This is a genomic window from Enterococcus sp. C50, from assembly GCF_040887505.1.
Classification (GTDB): Bacteria; Bacillota; Bacilli; order Lactobacillales; family Enterococcaceae; genus Enterococcus_B; species Enterococcus_B thailandicus.
On the sequence record NZ_JBFOFW010000005.1, the window covers coordinates 15,024 to 32,727 of the forward strand.

At 35.3% G+C, this 17,704-nt stretch carries 16 protein-coding genes; 13 read left to right on the forward strand and 3 right to left on the reverse strand.

All coding sequences use genetic code 11. The features are described 5' to 3' along the window. Positions 1-6 precede the first annotated feature (6 nt). From AB3I20_RS07590 to rpmH, 3 genes are all read right to left on the reverse strand, one after another. A complete protein-coding gene (locus AB3I20_RS07590) occupies positions 7-828 on the reverse strand; it encodes a YidC/Oxa1 family membrane protein insertase (RefSeq protein WP_067483668.1) in 822 nt (273 codons plus the stop codon). After that, entirely contained in the window at positions 825-1,181 is a 357-nt protein-coding gene (gene rnpA, locus AB3I20_RS07595) for a ribonuclease P protein component (protein ID WP_067483666.1), read from the reverse strand. The genes AB3I20_RS07590 and rnpA overlap by 4 nt, the downstream gene beginning before the upstream one ends. Positions 1,182-1,298: 117 nt before the next feature. Next, the gene (rpmH, locus tag AB3I20_RS07600; RefSeq protein ID WP_002293121.1) at positions 1,299-1,433 is read right to left on the reverse strand and encodes a 50S ribosomal protein L34; all 135 of its coding nucleotides are present in this window, start codon (positions 1,431-1,433) and stop codon (positions 1,299-1,301) included. Positions 1,434-1,951: 518 nt separating this feature from the next. Between rpmH and dnaA the strand changes: the two genes are divergently transcribed. The 13 genes from dnaA (at position 1,952) to AB3I20_RS07665 (ending at position 17,578) form a co-directional block, all read left to right on the forward strand. Then, entirely contained in the window at positions 1,952-3,286 is a 1,335-nt protein-coding gene (gene dnaA / locus AB3I20_RS07605) for a chromosomal replication initiator protein DnaA (RefSeq protein WP_067483664.1), read from the forward strand. Between the two features lie 169 nt (positions 3,287-3,455). Next, positions 3,456-4,586, forward strand: coding sequence for a DNA polymerase III subunit beta (dnaN, locus tag AB3I20_RS07610; protein WP_067483663.1), 1,131 nt, complete (start codon positions 3,456-3,458; stop codon positions 4,584-4,586). A gap of 224 nt (positions 4,587-4,810) precedes the next feature. After that, the gene (gene yaaA, locus AB3I20_RS07615; protein ID WP_067483660.1) at positions 4,811-5,053 is read left to right on the forward strand and encodes a S4 domain-containing protein YaaA; all 243 of its coding nucleotides are present in this window, start codon (positions 4,811-4,813) and stop codon (positions 5,051-5,053) included. Next, positions 5,040-6,164 (forward strand): DNA replication/repair protein RecF, encoded by a 1,125-nt coding sequence (gene recF / locus AB3I20_RS07620; RefSeq protein WP_368027148.1) that lies wholly within the window; start codon positions 5,040-5,042, stop codon positions 6,162-6,164. The genes yaaA and recF overlap by 14 nt, the downstream gene beginning before the upstream one ends. Beyond that, a complete protein-coding gene (gene gyrB, locus AB3I20_RS07625; RefSeq protein ID WP_067483656.1) occupies positions 6,161-8,107 on the forward strand; it encodes a DNA topoisomerase (ATP-hydrolyzing) subunit B in 1,947 nt (648 codons plus the stop codon). Before recF ends, gyrB begins: the two co-directional genes overlap by 4 nt. A gap of 21 nt (positions 8,108-8,128) precedes the next feature. After that, entirely contained in the window at positions 8,129-10,621 is a 2,493-nt protein-coding gene (gene gyrA, locus AB3I20_RS07630) for a DNA gyrase subunit A (protein ID WP_071869225.1), read from the forward strand. A 182-nt stretch (positions 10,622-10,803) separates the two neighbouring features. Beyond that, positions 10,804-11,103, forward strand: coding sequence for a 30S ribosomal protein S6 (gene rpsF / locus AB3I20_RS07635; RefSeq protein ID WP_067483652.1), 300 nt, complete (start codon positions 10,804-10,806; stop codon positions 11,101-11,103). A 47-nt stretch (positions 11,104-11,150) separates the two neighbouring features. Next, on the forward strand, positions 11,151-11,663 hold the full coding sequence (gene ssb / locus AB3I20_RS07640) for a single-stranded DNA-binding protein (RefSeq protein WP_067483650.1): 513 nt from the start codon (positions 11,151-11,153) through the stop codon (positions 11,661-11,663). A 24-nt stretch (positions 11,664-11,687) separates the two neighbouring features. Further along, positions 11,688-11,924 (forward strand): 30S ribosomal protein S18, encoded by a 237-nt coding sequence (gene rpsR, locus AB3I20_RS07645; RefSeq protein ID WP_016623165.1) that lies wholly within the window; start codon positions 11,688-11,690, stop codon positions 11,922-11,924. 167 nt (positions 11,925-12,091) lie between these two features. Further along, a complete protein-coding gene (locus tag AB3I20_RS07650; protein ID WP_067483648.1) occupies positions 12,092-14,065 on the forward strand; it encodes a DHH family phosphoesterase in 1,974 nt (657 codons plus the stop codon). 5 nt (positions 14,066-14,070) lie between these two features. Then, entirely contained in the window at positions 14,071-14,523 is a 453-nt protein-coding gene (gene rplI, locus AB3I20_RS07655; protein WP_067483646.1) for a 50S ribosomal protein L9, read from the forward strand. Between the two features lie 184 nt (positions 14,524-14,707). Then, entirely contained in the window at positions 14,708-16,075 is a 1,368-nt protein-coding gene (dnaB, locus tag AB3I20_RS07660) for a replicative DNA helicase (protein ID WP_075491787.1), read from the forward strand. Between the two features lie 210 nt (positions 16,076-16,285). Further along, positions 16,286-17,578 carry an adenylosuccinate synthase gene (locus tag AB3I20_RS07665; protein WP_067483642.1) on the forward strand — a complete coding sequence of 431 codons (1,293 nt, stop codon included), beginning with the start codon at positions 16,286-16,288 and terminating at the stop codon, positions 17,576-17,578. The last annotated feature ends 126 nt before the right edge of the window (positions 17,579-17,704 follow it).

Below are 17,704 nucleotides of genomic sequence, written 5' to 3' on the forward strand. Positions count from 1 at the left end.
CCTCCCTTATTTTTTACGTTTTTTCTTAGGACTTGTGGCTTTTTTCAACGCTTTTTCTTTTTCACGAATCTTCATTGCTACTTCTTCACGTTCTTTACGGATCTTAAACGGATTATTAATCAACAATGTCTGAACAACTTGAAAGGCATTTGAAACTACCCAGTATAATGAAAGACCACTTGCTAAGTTAACACCCATAACTAAAATCATCACTGGCATAGCAAAACTCATAATTTTTGTTGTTGGGTTTGACTCAATTTGACTCATACTAGATAAGTAAGTACTTGCAAAAGTAAAAATTGCAGCTAAAATTGGCAAAATAAATGTTGGATCTGCTTCACCTAAATTAAGCCAAAGAAAATGTCCCTGTTTTAATTCTGGTACACGAGAAATTGATTGCCATAATGCCATCAAGATTGGCATTTGTACCAACAAAGGAAGACATCCAGCGTATGGATTTACACCATTTTCAGCGTAAAGCCGTTGTTGTTCTTCTCTCAATTTGCTTTGAGTCTCAGGATCTTTAGAAGAATATTTCTGTTGTAGCTCTTTTAATTTCGGTTGAACTTCTTGTGTTTTGCGCATACTTTTTGTTTGAAAATGCATTAATGGTAATAAAATTACCCGAATCACTAATGTAAATAGGATAATCCCGATTCCAGCATTCCCAAATGATAAGCCTTTAATCGCTTGAGCAAAATTATAAACAATGTATCGATCCCAAATTCCTGTACTTTGTGCACTCACTTCTCCAGTTCCACAACCAGACAAGATGACAACTAAACTAATTATGCCAGCCATCAAAAGTAAACGTTTGTATTTCTTCACGTACTCGTTACCTCTCTATCGATTATTTTTGCAAGCTTTAAGACATGGACTAAATTTGAGCGAATCTCATCGTAAGTCAGTCCTTTAACACTTGGTCTTGCAATTACAATAAAGTCTAATTCTGGATCGATTTCATCTTTAAAAGAATAAATCGCTGCACGAATCTTTCTTTTTACATCATTGCGGGAGACTGCATTTCCAACTTTTTTACCTACTGAAAGTCCTACTCTAAAATGAGGTTGGTCTTTTTTATCTAATCGGTAAACAACAAACTTACGGTTAGCAAAGGAAGCCCCTGTTTTAAAGACGGCTTGAAACTCTCGTTCTTTTTTTACTCGATACGCTTTTTTCATTAGTTTTCTTTCCTTTTCTATCTCTCACTTACGTGAACCATCATACCATATTTACTGTTATCAGTTCATCATTTCCCTAAAAAAGGGCATAAAAAAAACCACTGAAACCCCAGTGGCCTAAGCTGAAAGAACTTTTCTTCCTTTACGACGACGGCTTGCTAAAACACGACGTCCATTTTTAGTACTCATACGTTTACGGAATCCGTGAACTTTTTGACGTTTACGTTTATTTGGTTGGTATGTTCTTTTCATGTATTCCACCTCCAAAATTTCTTATCTAATTATAAACACAGACATACTTTGATAGTATACCGACTAGAATGCTGTTTTGTCAATATAAAATAATATTAACTCTCTTAAAACTTATCCACAACATTATTTTTTGCCGTGTGATTTTTTTGTGGAAAAAGTTATCAACAACAATTATCCACAATTTTTTTAGCCCATTTTTTACACAGAATAAACACATGTAAAAAAAGAAATCCACAGACTCTCTCTTTTCTGTGAATTGTTTATTCAATCGCTTATAAATATTAACTTTTTTATCCACAAGTGCTTGTTAAAAACTTTTTTATTAGCTGACTTATCCACCTGTTGATTACTCCTGTGGATAAACTTTTTCCTCTCTTGTGATTTTCTCTTTTTTTCTGACGTGGATTTTGTGGATAATACAAATAAATTTATTTTTTTCTTTTCTTTCTGTGGAAAACTATCTGAAAAAATGCTAAATTAGTACTAGTTATTCACTTTTTAATGAAGGAGGAAGCCTTATGGTATCCCTCGATGCTTTATGGAACGAATTAAAAACTACTTATCAAAGAGATTTATCTCCTGCGAGTTACAATACTTGGATTGAAACTGCAACACCTCGTTCATTAGACAATCATCAATTTGTCTTAGAGGTTCCAAGTAAGATTCACAAAGAATATTGGGAAAAAAATCTAGCTACAAAAATTGTTGAAGTTGGCTATATGCTGACTGAAGATGAAATTATTCCACGTTTTGTCACTGGGGATGAGCTTGAACAAGAAGAAATCATTACTGAAAAAATGGAGAAGCCCACCATGGCTGCGCCAATCAAAAAAGCCATGTTAAATCCTAAATATACTTTTGATACATTTGTCATTGGTAAAGGAAATCAAATGGCACATGCTGCAGCATTAGTTGTAGCAGAAGATCCTGGATCAATTTACAATCCACTTTTCTTTTATGGTGGTGTTGGTTTAGGGAAGACTCACTTGATGCATGCGATTGGTCACCAAATGCTGTTAAGCCAGCCAAATGCAAAAGTAAAATACGTAAGCAGTGAAACTTTTGCGAATGATTTTATCAATTCGATCCAAAATAAAACTGCCGAAGAATTTCGTCAAGAATACCGAAATGTTGATTTACTATTAGTAGATGACATTCAATTTTTTGCAGAAAAAGAGGCTACTCAGGAGGAATTTTTTCATACATTTAATGCACTTTACAACGAGGGCAAGCAGATTGTCTTAACAAGTGATCGTTTGCCCAATGAAATTCCAAAACTGCAAGAACGACTAGTTTCGCGCTTTGCTTGGGGACTTTCTGTCGATATTACACCTCCAGATCTTGAAACTAGAACAGCTATTTTACGTAAAAAAGCTGCTGCCGAACAATTAGAAATTCCAGATGACACTTTAAGTTATATCGCAGGCCAAATTGATTCAAATATTCGGGAACTTGAAGGTGCTTTGGTTCGAGTTCAAGCCTTCGCTGCAATTAATAGTGCAGATATTTCAACTAGCTTGGCCGCTGATGCTTTAAAAACGTTAAAATCTGGAAAAGGTCATTCTCAATTGACTATTTTACAAATCCAAGAAGAAGTTGCTAAGTATTATCATGTCCAGCTGAAAGATCTAAAAGGAAAGAAACGTGTCAAGTCTATCGTTGTCCCACGTCAAATTGCGATGTATCTTGCACGTGAACTCACAGATAGCTCATTACCAAAAATCGGTGCTGAATTTGGTGGGAAAGATCATACAACTGTCATCCATGCACATGAAAAAATCCAACATTTAATGGATTCCAGCATGAGCATGCAAAATGAAGTTTCAGAAATCAAAAATTTCTTACTTAATTAGCTTGTGGATAAAGATAAAAGTTTTACTTTTTTTATCCACAGTTTGTCCACAGCGATTTTTTCTACGGACTATTATGTTTTTAATAGTTTTCCACAAAATTAACATGCCCTATTACTTTTATTATTTTAATTAACTAATAATAAATTAACTACGCAAAAGGAGATTCATCATGAAAGTTACTTTAAATCGAGCTAGCTTTATGCAAGAGCTACAAACTGTTCAAAGAGCTATTTCAAGTAAGACGACCATCCCAATTTTAACTGGGGTCAAAATTACGTTAACTGATGAAGGTTTAACGTTAACAGGGAGCAATGCAGATATCTCAATTGAAACACTTTTATCTGTTGAAAATGAAAAGGCTCAAATGCAAATTGAATCTACAGGTTCAATTGTTTTACAAGCACGCTTTTTTAGCGAGATTATTCGTCGTTTACCGGAAGAAAACTTTACTTTAGAAGTTTTAGAAAACAAGCAGGTAGCAATTACTTCTGGTAAAGCCAACTTTACTGTTAATGGATTAGATGCAGATAATTACCCACATTTACCAGTTATCGAAAGCCACAACCAAATGAAATTACCTGTTCATGTATTAAATAAATTGATCAATGAAACAGTTTTTGCTGTTTCTCAACATGAAAGTCGCCCAATTTTAACTGGAGTACATTTAATTTTATCGGATGAATCATTATTAGCAGTTGCTACAGATTCACATCGCTTGAGCCAACGTGTTATTCCAGTAGATCAAACAGCTGACCATTTTGATATTGTTATTCCTGGTAAAAGTTTGACTGAACTTTCTCGCTCGTTAACCAATGAAGAAGAAATTGTTGAAATTAGTATCATGGAAAACCAAGTGCTTTTTAAAACTGAAACAATGTTCTTCTATTCTCGTTTACTAGAAGGAAATTATCCTGATACTAATCGTTTAATTCCATCAAGCTTTAATACGGAAGTTGAATTCTCAGTACCAAGCTTATTAGCTGCGATTGAACGTGCTTCATTGTTGTCTCACGAAGGCCGCAATAACATTGTTCGTTTATCAATTAATTCAGATTCAGTTGTGTTATACGGAAACTCGCCTGAAATTGGTAAAGTAGAAGAAAGCTTAAATTATACGGCTAGCAGTGGAGATCCATTAGAAATTTCATTTAATCCAGACTACATGAAAGCTGCTCTACGTGCATTTGGAGATATGAGTATCAAAGTTAAATTCATTTCAGCTATCCGTCCGTTCACATTAGAACCTGCTGAAGAAGGTGTTCAATTTATTCAGTTGATCACGCCGGTTCGGACAAATTAATCTTTTTTTCATCCTTTTGAAAAATACTTTGAAAAAAATCAAAAAAATAAATTTTGAAACAGAAGGCCCTAAAATCAATTTTAAGGCTTTCTGTTTCTTTTTATTCAAAAGACCTTTTTAGAATCAAATCTTCTTATATTTGAAAATATGTAGGAAAATTTGTTTTATTCCTCAAAAAAAGGTATAATAATGCTATGTTTAATAATGAAAATGAGGGATGGATATTGAAACAACAAGTCATTTTAGAAACAGAATTTATGACGTTGGGCCAAATGTTGAAAGAAACTACTGTTATTGGCAGTGGTGGCCAAGCAAAATGGTATTTAGCTGAAAATACTGTTTTAGTTGACGGTGAACCAGAAAACCGTCGAGGAAGAAAACTTTATCCCGGAATGATGATTGAAGTTCCAGATGTAGGAACTTTTTTTATGGTAAAAAAAGGAAAAGTGAATAATGAGGCTGAATAAGCTACACCTTAAAAATTATAGAAACTATGATGAATTGACTATGGATTTTTCCAAGAATTTGATTATTTTTTTAGGTGAAAATGCTCAAGGAAAGACGAATTTGTTAGAAAGTATTTATGTACTTGCTATGACACGAAGTCATCGTACAACTAGTGAACAAGAACTAATTGGCTGGGAACAAGAACAAGCACTTGTTCAAGGTGAAATTAGTAAAGGTTCTTCTAAACTTCCTTTAGAGATTTTATTATCTAAAAAAGGGCGTAAAACCAAGATTAATCATATTGAGCAAAAAAAATTAAGTAGTTATGTTGGGCAACTAAATGTCATTTTATTTGCACCAGAAGATTTATCATTAGTAAAAGGTAGTCCTCAAGTACGTCGAAAATTTTTAGATATGGAATTAGGTCAAATTAATCCTATTTATCTATATAATTTGGTTCAATATCAGTCAATTTTGAAACAACGAAATCAATATTTAAAGCAATTAAGCGAAAAAAAGCAGTCAGATTTGCTTTATCTAGATATTTTATCGGAACAATTAGCAGATTTTGGAAGTAAAGTGTTGAAAGCTAGAAGCCAGTTTATTAAAAAGTTAGAGTTTTGGGCTAATTCACTACATCAACAAATCACGCATCAAAAAGAGCACCTTAAAATTGAATATGTGACGACGCTTAATTCTTTGAAGAGCCAATCGCAAGAGCAAATTCAAAAACAATTTTTAGAAGAATTAGCAAAAAATCAAAAAAAGGATCTATTTCGAGGTACGACAACTGTAGGACCACATCGAGATGACCTTCATTTTTTTATCAATGAAAAAAATGTTCAAGTTTATGGGTCACAAGGACAACAGAGAACTACTGCTTTAAGTGTTAAATTGGCAGAAATCGATTTGATTAAAGAGGAAACAGGTGAGTATCCAATTTTGCTATTGGATGATGTGATGAGTGAACTAGATGATAATCGCCAATTACATTTGTTGGAGACAATCGAAGGGAAAGTCCAAACCTTTTTAACAACGACAACGCTTGATCATGTAAAAAATAAAATGACCGTTGAACCAGAAATATTTTATGTTCAACAGGGAAAAATAAAAGGAGACGAAACTGAATGACGGAAGAAAAAAGTTTAGTGGATCGCGCTAAAGAATATGATGCCAGTCAGATTCAAGTATTAGAAGGACTGGAAGCCGTTCGTAAACGTCCAGGGATGTACATTGGAACAACAAGTTCTGAGGGATTGCACCACTTAGTATGGGAAATCGTTGATAATTCAATCGATGAAGTATTAGCTGGGTTTGCTACTTCTATCCACGTTATTATTGAAAAAGATAATAGTATAACAGTAGTTGATGATGGTCGTGGTATTCCTGTTGATATCCAAGCTAAAACGGGACGTCCAGCTGTGGAAACAGTTTTTACTATCTTGCATGCCGGAGGTAAATTTGGCGGTGGTGGATATAAAGTATCAGGTGGTCTTCATGGTGTAGGATCTTCTGTTGTAAATGCGTTGTCTACGCTATTAGATGTAAAAGTTTATAAAGACGGAAATGTTTATTATCAAGAATACCGTCGAGGTGCTGTTGTCGATGATTTGAAAATTATTGATACAACCGATCGTCACGGAACAACAGTCCATTTTATTCCTGATCCAGAAATCTTCACTGAAACAACTGTTTTTGACTTTAATAAATTAGCAACGCGTATTAGAGAACTAGCTTTCTTAAACCGCGGAATGCATATTTCAATTGAAGATAAGCGTGAAGAAGAACCAGTTATTAAAGAATATCATTATGACGGCGGGATTAAGAGCTACGTTGAATTTTTAAATAGCAGTAAAAATGTTTTGTTCCCAGAACCAGTTTATTTGGAAGGTGAACAGCAAGATATAACAGTCGAAGTATCAATGCAGTATACAGATGGTTATCATTCAAACATTATGAGTTTTGCCAATAATATTCATACATATGAAGGTGGAACACATGAATCTGGATTTAAAACAGCACTGACACGCGTTGTTAATGACTATGCAAGAAAACAAAAATTGATGAAAGAAAATGACGACAATCTAACTGGAGAAGATGTTCGTGAAGGGTTAACAGCTGTTATTTCAATTAAACATCCAGATCCACAATTTGAAGGTCAAACGAAAACAAAATTAGGAAATTCTGAAGTTCGTACTGTAACTGATCGATTGTTCAGCGAACATTTCATGAAATTTTTACTTGAAAATCCAAGTGTTGGACGACAAATCGTTGATAAGGGATTACTTGCATCTAAAGCACGTTTAGCTGCTAAACGCGCACGTGAAGTTACTCGACGTAAAGGCGCACTAGAAATTAGTAATTTGCCAGGAAAATTAGCTGACTGTTCAAGTAATGATCCTGAAAAATGCGAACTATTTATCGTCGAAGGAGATTCTGCCGGAGGATCAGCAAAACAAGGACGTGATCGTCAATTTCAAGCTATTTTACCAATTCGTGGGAAAATTTTAAACGTTGAAAAAGCAAGTATGGATAAAATTTTAGCCAACGAAGAAATTCGTTCACTGTTTACAGCAATGGGAACAGGATTTGGAGCAGATTTTGACGTAGCAAAAGCACGTTATCATAAATTAGTTATTATGACCGATGCCGATGTTGATGGTGCTCATATCAGAACACTGCTATTAACATTGTTTTATCGTTACATGCGTCCAATCGTGGAGGCCGGCTATGTTTATATTGCACAGCCACCTTTGTATGGAGTAAAACAAGGAAAGAAAATCACTTATGTTCAACCAGGTAAAAACGCAGAAGAGGACTTGAAAAATGTTATTGCTTCCTTACCTGCATCGCCTAAACCAAACGTTCAGCGTTATAAAGGTCTAGGGGAAATGGATGATCATCAATTATGGGAAACAACCATGGATCCTGCTAATCGAATGATGGCTCGCGTAACTGTAGACGATGCAATTGCTGCAGACCAAATTTTTGAAATGCTGATGGGAGATCGCGTAGAACCTCGTCGTGCGTTCATTGAAGAAAATGCACATTACGTTAAAAACTTAGATATTTAATCATGAAGGAGGAAAAGAATTGTGAGTGAAAAATTTAGTGAAAACATCCATGATGTCAATCTAACCAATGAAATGAAAGACTCCTTCATCGATTATGCAATGAGTGTTATCGTAGCTCGTGCATTACCTGATGTTCGAGATGGATTGAAGCCAGTTCATCGTCGTATCTTGTACGGAATGAATGAATTAGGTGTTACACCAGATAAACCACATAAAAAATCAGCCAGAATTGTTGGGGATGTTATGGGTAAATACCATCCCCACGGTGATAGTGCTATTTATGAATCCATGGTTCGGATGGCTCAGCCATTCAGCTATCGCTATATGCTAGTTGACGGTCACGGAAACTTTGGCTCTGTGGACGGTGACGGAGCTGCCGCAATGCGTTACACGGAAGCCCGAATGAGTAAGATTGCTATGGAAATGCTAAGAGACATTAACAAAAATACAGTTGATTTCCAAAGTAACTATGATGATACGGAAAAGGAACCAGAAGTTCTTCCTGCTCGGTTCCCCAATCTTTTGGTCAATGGGACAACTGGTATTGCGGTAGGTATGGCAACGAACATCCCTCCACATAATTTATCAGAAGTTGTAGCGGCAATTGATTTGTTGATAGAAAATCCGGAAGTTACAACAAATGAGTTAATGGAAGTGTTACCTGGACCAGACTTCCCAACTGGCGGTCTAGTTATGGGTAAATCTGGAATACGCCGTGCCTATGAAACGGGTAAAGGATCAATTACTGTTCGAGCAAAAGTTGAAATCACTGAAATGCCGAATGGCAAAGAAAGAATTTTAGTCACAGAATTACCATACATGGTAAATAAAGCAAAACTAATTGAACGAATTTCTGAACTTCATCGTGATAAACGAATTGAAGGAATTACTGATTTACGGGATGAATCTTCTCGTGAAGGAATGCGTATTGTTATTGATATACGCCGTGATGCTAGTGCTTCTGTTATTTTAAATAACTTATATAAAATGACTTCATTGCAAAACTCGTTTGGATTTAATATGTTAGCAATTGAAAAAGGTGTTCCTAAAGTTTTAAGCTTGAAAGAAATTCTTGAAAACTATGTTGAACATCAGCGTGAAGTAATCACACGTCGTACAATTTTTGATAAAGAAAAAGCTGAAGCACGGGCACATATTTTAGAAGGTTTACGCATTGCGTTAGATCACATTGATGAAATTATTGCTATTATTCGTGGATCAAAATCTGATGATATTGCAAAAGCAACAATGATTGAACGATTTGCTTTGTCAGATCGTCAAGCACAAGCAATTTTAGATATGCGCCTTCGTAGACTAACTGGTTTAGAACGTGAAAAAATTGAAAATGAATATCAAGAATTATTAAAATTGATTGCAGATTTAACTGATATTTTGGCAAGACCTGAACGAATTACTGAAATTATCAAAACAGAACTTGCTGAGTTAAATCAACGGTTTGGTGATAAACGTCGGACAGAACTTTTAGTTGGTGAAGTCTTAAGCTTAGAAGATGAAGATTTAATCGAAGAAGAAGAAATCGTTATTACTTTGACAAATAATGGTTATATCAAACGTGTTGCTAATAATGAATTTAGAGCACAAAGACGTGGCGGACGTGGTGTACAAGGCATGGGTGTTCATAACGATGATTTTGTAAAAAATCTTGTTTCCTGTTCAACACACGACACATTATTATTCTTCACGAACAACGGAAAAGTATATCGTGCAAAAGGATATGAAATCCCAGAATATGGTAGAACTGCCAAGGGAATCCCCGTCATTAATTTACTTGGAATTGATTCTAGTGAAAAAATCCAAGCAATTATTGCTGTAACAGGGAAAGCAGAAGAAGGGCATTATCTATTCTTTACTACTCGTCTAGGAACTGTAAAACGGACAGCAGTGACCGCCTTTTCTAACATTAGAAGTAATGGCTTGATTGCCATTGGCTTAAAAGATGGTGATGAGTTAGTCAATGTCTTGTTAACAAATGGCGAATCGAATATTATCATTGGAACGCACAATGGTTACTCAGTTACATTCAAAGAAGAAGCTATCCGTGATATGGGGAGAACTGCTTCTGGTGTAAGGGGAATTCGTTTAAGAGAAGAAGACTATGTCATCGGCGCAGCTTTGATGACAGAAAATCATGAGGTTCTTGTAATTACAGAAAAAGGATATGGAAAACGTACAAAAGTATCTGAATATCCTGTAAAAGGTCGTGGTGGTAAAGGAATTAAAACGGCCAATATTACTGAGAAGAATGGTCCTTTAGCTGGATTAACGACTGTTACTGGTGAAGAAGATATTATGTTGATTACAGATAAAGGCGTCATTATTCGTTTTAATGTGTCAACTGTCTCTCAAACTGGTCGTTCAACATTAGGCGTTCGTTTAATGAAAATGGAAGTTGATACAAAAGTTGTAACAATGGCAGCAGTTGAACCTGAAGCGACTGAAGAAGTAACAGAAGTGAATTCAGAAATTGATGCAGAAGAAACAACAGAGGAATAAAAATTTTCTTTGAAACCAATCTATAATAAGAGTACCTTAAATTTTAAGGTGCTCTTATTTTTTTGTTGCGCAAAAGACGTAATGCGTGTATAATCAAAGATTGTGAGTAGTCTAATTATATTAGAAAACTCTCCTTGCTCTTGGAATAACAAGAGCCTAAAGTCCATAGGGAGGTGAAATCAATGGAAAATACGAAATATGAAATTATGTATATTATTCGTCCAAACATTGATGAAGAAGCAAAAACTGCTTTAATCGAACGTTTCGATACAATCTTAAAAGATAACGGAGCTGAAGTTATCGAATCTAAAGATTGGGAAAAACGCCGTTTAGCTTATGAAATTAACGGTTACCGTGAAGGTATCTATCACATCGTTAAAGTGTCTTCTCCATCAAATGCAAGTGCAATCAATGAATTTGATCGTCTTGCTAAAATCAACGACGATATCGTTCGTCACATGATTGTTAAAGAAGAAGCTTAATTTGTTTCACATGGAACAAAGGAAAACGATGAGAGGAGATGACTATTTTGATTAATAATGTTGTACTAGTTGGACGTCTGACTAAAGATCCGGATTTACGATACACATCAAACGGAACTGCAGTAGCAACGTTTACTCTGGCCGTAAATCGTAATTTTACAAACCAAAGTGGAAATCGAGAGGCTGACTTTATTAACTGCGTTATTTGGCGTAAATCAGCAGAAACAATGGCTAACTATGCACGTAAAGGTACACTTTTAGGTGTTACTGGTCGTATTCAAACACGTTCTTATGATAATCAACAAGGACAAAAAGTCTATGTTACAGAAGTAGTAGCTGATAACTTCCAATTATTGGAATCTCGTTCTGCATCAGAAAATCGTCAACAAAGTGGCGGTTTCCAAAGCTCAAACCAATCAACAAACACATTTGGTGGAAACAATAACTTTAATCAAACATCTCAATCATCCAACGGTATGCCTGATTTTGATCGTGACACAACTGATCCATTTGGTTCAAGTTCAACGATTGACATTTCAGATGATGATTTACCATTCTAAACGAATTGATAGGAGGGAAATAGAATGGCACAACAAAGAAGAGGCGGACGTAAACGTCGTAAAGTAGACTATATTGCTGCTAATCATATTGAATATATCGATTATAAAGATATCGAATTACTAAAAAGATTTATCTCAGAACGCGGTAAAATTTTGCCACGTCGTGTAACTGGTACAGGCGCTAAAAACCAACGTAAACTTACTGTTGCAATTAAACGTGCTCGTATTATGGGCTTACTACCTTTCGTTAGTGAAGACTAATAAATTGTAAAAAAAGAAGCAACAATCCCAAAGGATTGTTGCTTCTTTTTTATATAAAAGCAGAATTATAGTTTCTTTTTTTTGTTTAGGGAGCAGATATAGATGTTAGTCGCTTGTATTGACCAAAATATGGTAAAATTGAACTAATTATTAGTGGGAGGGAGAATATGGAAGATGAAAATTTAAACTTTACCCCCAGACCATTCTTCTTTTTTTTGTTTATTCTAATAGAAGTTTTGGTTATTCTAGTGTTTCCATTTCGATTAATTAGTGCATTAATTGTATTTATCATGAATGCACTTTGTTTCCGTTATTGGTTAAAGATGAGTCGATGGTTAGTTTTAAGAAACCGAGAGAAAATTCAACAAGCATCGACTGTGGCAGAAACTAATCTCGCATATGTTTCAGAGATTATGCCTGTAGGAGTAATCGCTTACCAACCAACGACACAAAAAATCGAATGGTTAAATCCTTTTGCTCTAGATATAAAAGATAAGAGTGCATTATCGGAAACTGAATTATTAGATGCCTTTTTTTCTGCTAAAGAAAAAAAGAAAAATCAATTATATTTAGCAGACAAAACCTTTCAGTTTGATCTAGATACGGTCAAAGGAGTTATCTACTTCAGTGATGTCACACAAAATCAATTATTAAAATTGCATCAAACAAATATACAGCCCGTAATCGGAATTTTATCAATTGATAACTATGCAGATGCAATTGATAAATTAGATGATAAAGAGATTTCTTATCTAAATTCATTTGTTACCACATTGATTTCTGATTGGATGGATGAATATCATATTTTTTATAAGAGAATAAATGCAGAGCGTTTCTTCTTTTTTGCACAAATGATTGATTTGAAAAAGATGATGGAAAAGAAATTTGACTTATTAGACCGGCTGAGAGCTGAAGCAGAAAAACAAAATTTACCGATTACGCTAAGTATGGGCGTTGCTTATGGGCAAAAAACGCTAGAAGAAATTGGCGACGAAGCACAGAATAATTTAGATATTGCTTTAGTTCGCGGGGGCGATCAAGTTGTTGTAAAAGAAGTCCAAGAAGGATCAAAACCAACTTACTATGGTGGTAAGTCAGCGAAAAATGTAAAAAGAACAAGAGTAAGATCTCGTGCAATGAGTACTGCGTTACGGAAAATATTTACAGAAACAAATGATGTGTTTATTATGGGCCATCGTTTTCCAGATATGGACGCTTTAGGTTCTGCTTTTGGTGTCAGTTGTTTGGCGCGCTTCAATCAGAAAAAAGCATACGTTGTGATTAATGAAGATGAAATTATTCCAGATGTTTCTAGGTGTTTAGAAGAAATTCACAAGCATCCAGAGCTAGAAGCTCAAATAATTTCGCCAGAGCGAGCGATGGAGATCAAACAAGACAATGACTTATTAGTTATGGTAGATTATCATAAACCATCATTATCAATCTCACAGAGCCTGTATGACCAATTTGATAAGATTGTGATCATTGACCATCATCGACGTGGAGAAGAATTTCCAAATAAACCATTATTAACTTACATTGAATCATCTGCGTCATCAGCCTCAGAATTGGTAACAGAATTGATTCAATATCAAAGTACGAGAACCAATAGACTTGATCGTTTTGAAGCAACACTTTTACTCGCTGGGATGACCGTAGACACGAATAGTTTTAATGTGAGAACTACGGCTCGAACATTTGATGTGGCAAGTTATTTGAGGTCTTGCGGAGCAGATGCGTCATTAGTACAATATTTATTAAGCTCTGATTTAGATACTTATTTAGAAATCAGCGATCTAATTGCTCACAGTGAGTATGTTACAAAAGATATTGTGGTAACAGCAGGAACAAATGAGAAAGAGTATAATAGTGTTATTGCCGCTAAAACAGCTGATACGTTGCTGTCAATGATTGATATTAATGCTGCCTTTGTTATCACTAAGCGAACAGATGGTTTGATCGGAATTAGCGCAAGAAGCAGTGGAACAATCAATGTCCAACTCATCATGGAGTCTTTAGGTGGTGGAGGTCATTTTACCAATGCAGCAACACAATTGGAAAATACAACAGTTGAAGAAACAAAAGAGCGGTTATTAGCAGCAATTCATGAGAATATAAATCAAATATATGACAAGGAGTAGGCCAAATGAAAGTAATTTTCTTGCAAGATGTAAAAGGAAAAGGCAAAAAAGGGGACGTCAAAGAAGTTCCAACTGGATATGCACAAAACTATCTATTGAAAAATAATTTAGCTAAGGAAGCTAATAAAGGTAGCATTAGTCAATTAGCTGGACAAAAAAAGGCACAAGAAAAGCATGAAGCCGAAATTTTAGCTGAAGCAAAAAAATTAAAAGATTTTCTTGAAAAAGAAGACACAGTTGTTGAAATTAAAGCAAAAGCTGGTGAAGACAGTCGTTTGTTTGGATCAATCCCATCAAAACAAATTGCAGAAGGATTGAACAAACAATATAAAGTAAAAATCGATAAACGAAAAATAGAATTGGAAACACCAATCAGAGCTTTAGGTTACACAAACGTACCAGTTAAGTTGCATCATGATGTAACTGCGACGATTAAAGTACATGTTGTGCAAGAATAAGAGTACAAAGAGATTGTGACGCAAAACGTTTAACTCTGACAAATAGTGAGGAGTTGTTTTGGAACACTGTTTATTCGGAAAAAGGAGGTATGACAAGATTTTTGTCACACCTCTTTTCTTATGCGGTGTACATTTCAGTTATTTTCTTGTAAAATGAAGCAACCGAAGACAAGGAGCGATAAGTATGAGTGAAGTGTGGCAGGATCGAATTCCACCGCAAAATATTGAAGCGGAACAAGCAGTCTTAGGCTCTGTTTTTCTTGATGCAGAAACGATCATTGATGCCATGGAATACATAGAGCCAAAAGATTTTTATCGTCGTGGTCATCAAATTATTTTTGAAACAATGATTGAGTTGAATGATCGAAATGAAGCGATAGATGTTGTAACTGTGAAGGATCGATTAGAGCAAGGAAATCTTTTAGAAGATGCTGGGGGATTAAGTTACCTCTCAGAACTTGCTTTGGCGGTCCCTACAGCTGCAAATGTGGCTTACTATGCCAAAATTGTTGAAGAAAAATCTTTGTTGCGAAATTTAATTCAAACAGCAACTGGAATTGTAACTAAGGGCTTTGAACAAGGTGAAGAAGTTCAGTCGATTTTGGACGACGCAGAACGAAGTATCTTAGAAGTATCTGAAAAAAGAAATCGTAGTGGTTTTTTATCAATTGCTGAAGTTTTGAACTCCACAATTGAAAATATTGATCAGCTAGCACAAAATAATGAAGAAATTACCGGGTTACCGACAGGGTATCAAGGGTTAGATAAAATGACTGCAGGTTTTCAAGCAGAAGAATTAATTATCATTGCCGCTCGTCCAGCGGTAGGTAAAACAGCTTTTGCTCTGAACATTGCTCAAAATGTTGGAACAAAAACAGATCGTGCTGTAGCAATTTTTAGTTTAGAAATGGGTGCGGAATCATTAGTAAATCGTATGCTTTGTGCAGAAGGATCCATTGAGGCTAGTCATTTACGAACAGGTCAATTATCAGAGGAAGAGTGGTCAAACTTAATTGTTGCTATGGGAAGTTTATCACGAGCCAATATTTATATTGATGATACTCCTGGTATCAAGATTTCTGAAATTCGTGCGAAATGTAGAAAACTAGCACAAGAAAAAGGAAATTTAGGATTGATTTTGATTGATTACTTACAATTGATTGAAGGGAGTGGGCGAGAAAATCGTCAACAAGAAGTGTCTGATATTTCGCGTCAGTTGAAAAAATTGGCAAAAGAGTTAAAAGTACCTGTAATTGCGTTATCCCAACTTTCACGTGGTGTAGAACAGAGACAAGACAAACGTCCAGTTCTTAGTGATATTCGGGAATCTGGATCTATTGAGCAAGATGCCGATATCGTAGCGTTCTTATATCGTGATGATTATTATGATCGTGAAAGCGGAGAAGACGGAGAAGCGACAGAACCACAAAATGATAATGTAATCGAAGTAATCATTGAGAAAAACCGGAGTGGTGCACGTGGGACTGTTGAGTTACTATTTATTAAAGAATATAATAAGTTTTCTTCACTTTCACCGAGGGAAGAATTCTAATAAATTTTTTTGAAAAAAGTTTGTTTTTATTGTGTAGACAGTAAAGCCAAGCTTTTTTTATTATGGAAATTTTTTAAATAATTTGCAAAACGTTCGTAAATAAACCGTTTTTACAAAAAAAAATAAAATATCATTCGAATTTTGTTTGAATATATAGGCATAACTTGGTACAATAGTTCAGGATCAAATAATATAAAATGAGGTGTTCGAATGTCATCTGTAGTAGTAGTAGGTACACAATGGGGCGATGAAGGGAAAGGAAAAATCACTGACTTTCTTAGTGAGAACGCAGAAGTAATCGCACGTTACCAAGGTGGCGATAATGCAGGACACACAATTAAATTTAGTGGTGTTACGTATAAACTGCATTTAATTCCTTCTGGGATTTTTTACAAAGATAAAATCAGTGTGATTGGGAATGGTGTTGTTGTTAATCCTAAATCTTTAGTAAAAGAGCTTGCCTATCTACACGAAAAAGATATTACGACGGACAATTTAAGAATTTCTGACCGTGCACATGTCATCTTGCCATATCACATTAAATTGGATCAATTGCAAGAAGATGCTAAAGGTGAGAATAAAATTGGAACAACGATCAAAGGAATCGGACCTGCATATATGGACAAAGCAGCACGTGTAGGGATTCGAATTGCAGATTTATTAGATAAAGAAATTTTTGAAGAACGTTTACGCATGAATTTGGAAGACAAAAACCGTCAATTTGTTAAAATGTTTGACTCTGAGCCAATTTCATTTGATGAGATTTTTGAAGAATACTATGAATATGGGCAACAAATTAAACAATATGTGACAGACACTTCAGTCATTTTAAATGATGCGTTAGATGCTGGAAAGCGTGTGTTATTCGAAGGTGCACAAGGAGTTATGTTGGATATTGATCAAGGAACTTATCCGTTTGTTACTTCATCTAATCCAGTTGCTGGAGGCGTAACAATTGGTAGTGGTGTTGGCCCATCTAAAATCAACAAAGTGGTTGGTGTATGTAAAGCTTATACTTCACGTGTAGGTGATGGTCCTTTCCCAACTGAATTATTTGATGAAACTGGTGAACAAATTCGTAAAATCGGTCGCGAATATGGTACAACAACTGGTCGACCACGTCGTGTTGGTTGGTTCGATACGGTTGTTATGCGTCATTCAAAACGTGTATCGGGGATTACGAACCTTTCACTTAACTCTATTGATGTGTTAAGTGGCTTAGACACAGTAAAAATCTGTACAGCTTATGAGTTAGATGGAGAGTTAATCTATCATTACCCAGCTAGCTTGAAAGAATTAAAACGTTGCAAGCCTGTATATGAAGAATTACCAGGCTGGTCTGAAGATATTACAAGTTGTAAAACATTGGCAGAATTACCAGAAAATGCTCGTAATTATGTGAGACGTATCTCAGAGCTTGTAGGCGTGCGTATTTCTACTTTCTCAGTTGGACCAGATAGAAACCAAACAAACATCTTAGAAAGCGTATGGGCGCAAATCTAGGACGTTTCAGCCCACATAGATAACTGAATCAGGACATTTCTTTTAGAAGTGAGTTATCATCTTGGGGAAACTTTTTAATAAAAAACAGCTGAAACTTGAAGTAACCTTGAATTTATTCATGTTGCT

Coding starts and splice junctions, on each gene's coding strand:
- rnpA (WP_067483666.1), bottom strand. CDS start 1,181: ATGAAAAAAGCGTATCGAGTAAAAAAAGAACGAGAGTTTCAAGCCGTC.
- rpmH (WP_002293121.1), bottom strand. CDS start 1,433: ATGAAAAGAACATACCAACCAAATAAACGTAAACGTCAAAAAGTTCAC.
- dnaA (WP_067483664.1), top strand. CDS start 1,952: ATGGTATCCCTCGATGCTTTATGGAACGAATTAAAAACTACTTATCAA.
- dnaN (WP_067483663.1), top strand. CDS start 3,456: ATGAAAGTTACTTTAAATCGAGCTAGCTTTATGCAAGAGCTACAAACT.
- recF (WP_368027148.1), top strand. CDS start 5,040: ATGAGGCTGAATAAGCTACACCTTAAAAATTATAGAAACTATGATGAA.
- gyrB (WP_067483656.1), top strand. CDS start 6,161: ATGACGGAAGAAAAAAGTTTAGTGGATCGCGCTAAAGAATATGATGCC.
- rpsF (WP_067483652.1), top strand. CDS start 10,804: ATGGAAAATACGAAATATGAAATTATGTATATTATTCGTCCAAACATT.
- rpsR (WP_016623165.1), top strand. CDS start 11,688: ATGGCACAACAAAGAAGAGGCGGACGTAAACGTCGTAAAGTAGACTAT.
- AB3I20_RS07650 (WP_067483648.1), top strand. CDS start 12,092: ATGGAAGATGAAAATTTAAACTTTACCCCCAGACCATTCTTCTTTTTT.
- rplI (WP_067483646.1), top strand. CDS start 14,071: ATGAAAGTAATTTTCTTGCAAGATGTAAAAGGAAAAGGCAAAAAAGGG.
- dnaB (WP_075491787.1), top strand. CDS start 14,708: ATGAGTGAAGTGTGGCAGGATCGAATTCCACCGCAAAATATTGAAGCG.
- AB3I20_RS07665 (WP_067483642.1), top strand. CDS start 16,286: ATGTCATCTGTAGTAGTAGTAGGTACACAATGGGGCGATGAAGGGAAA.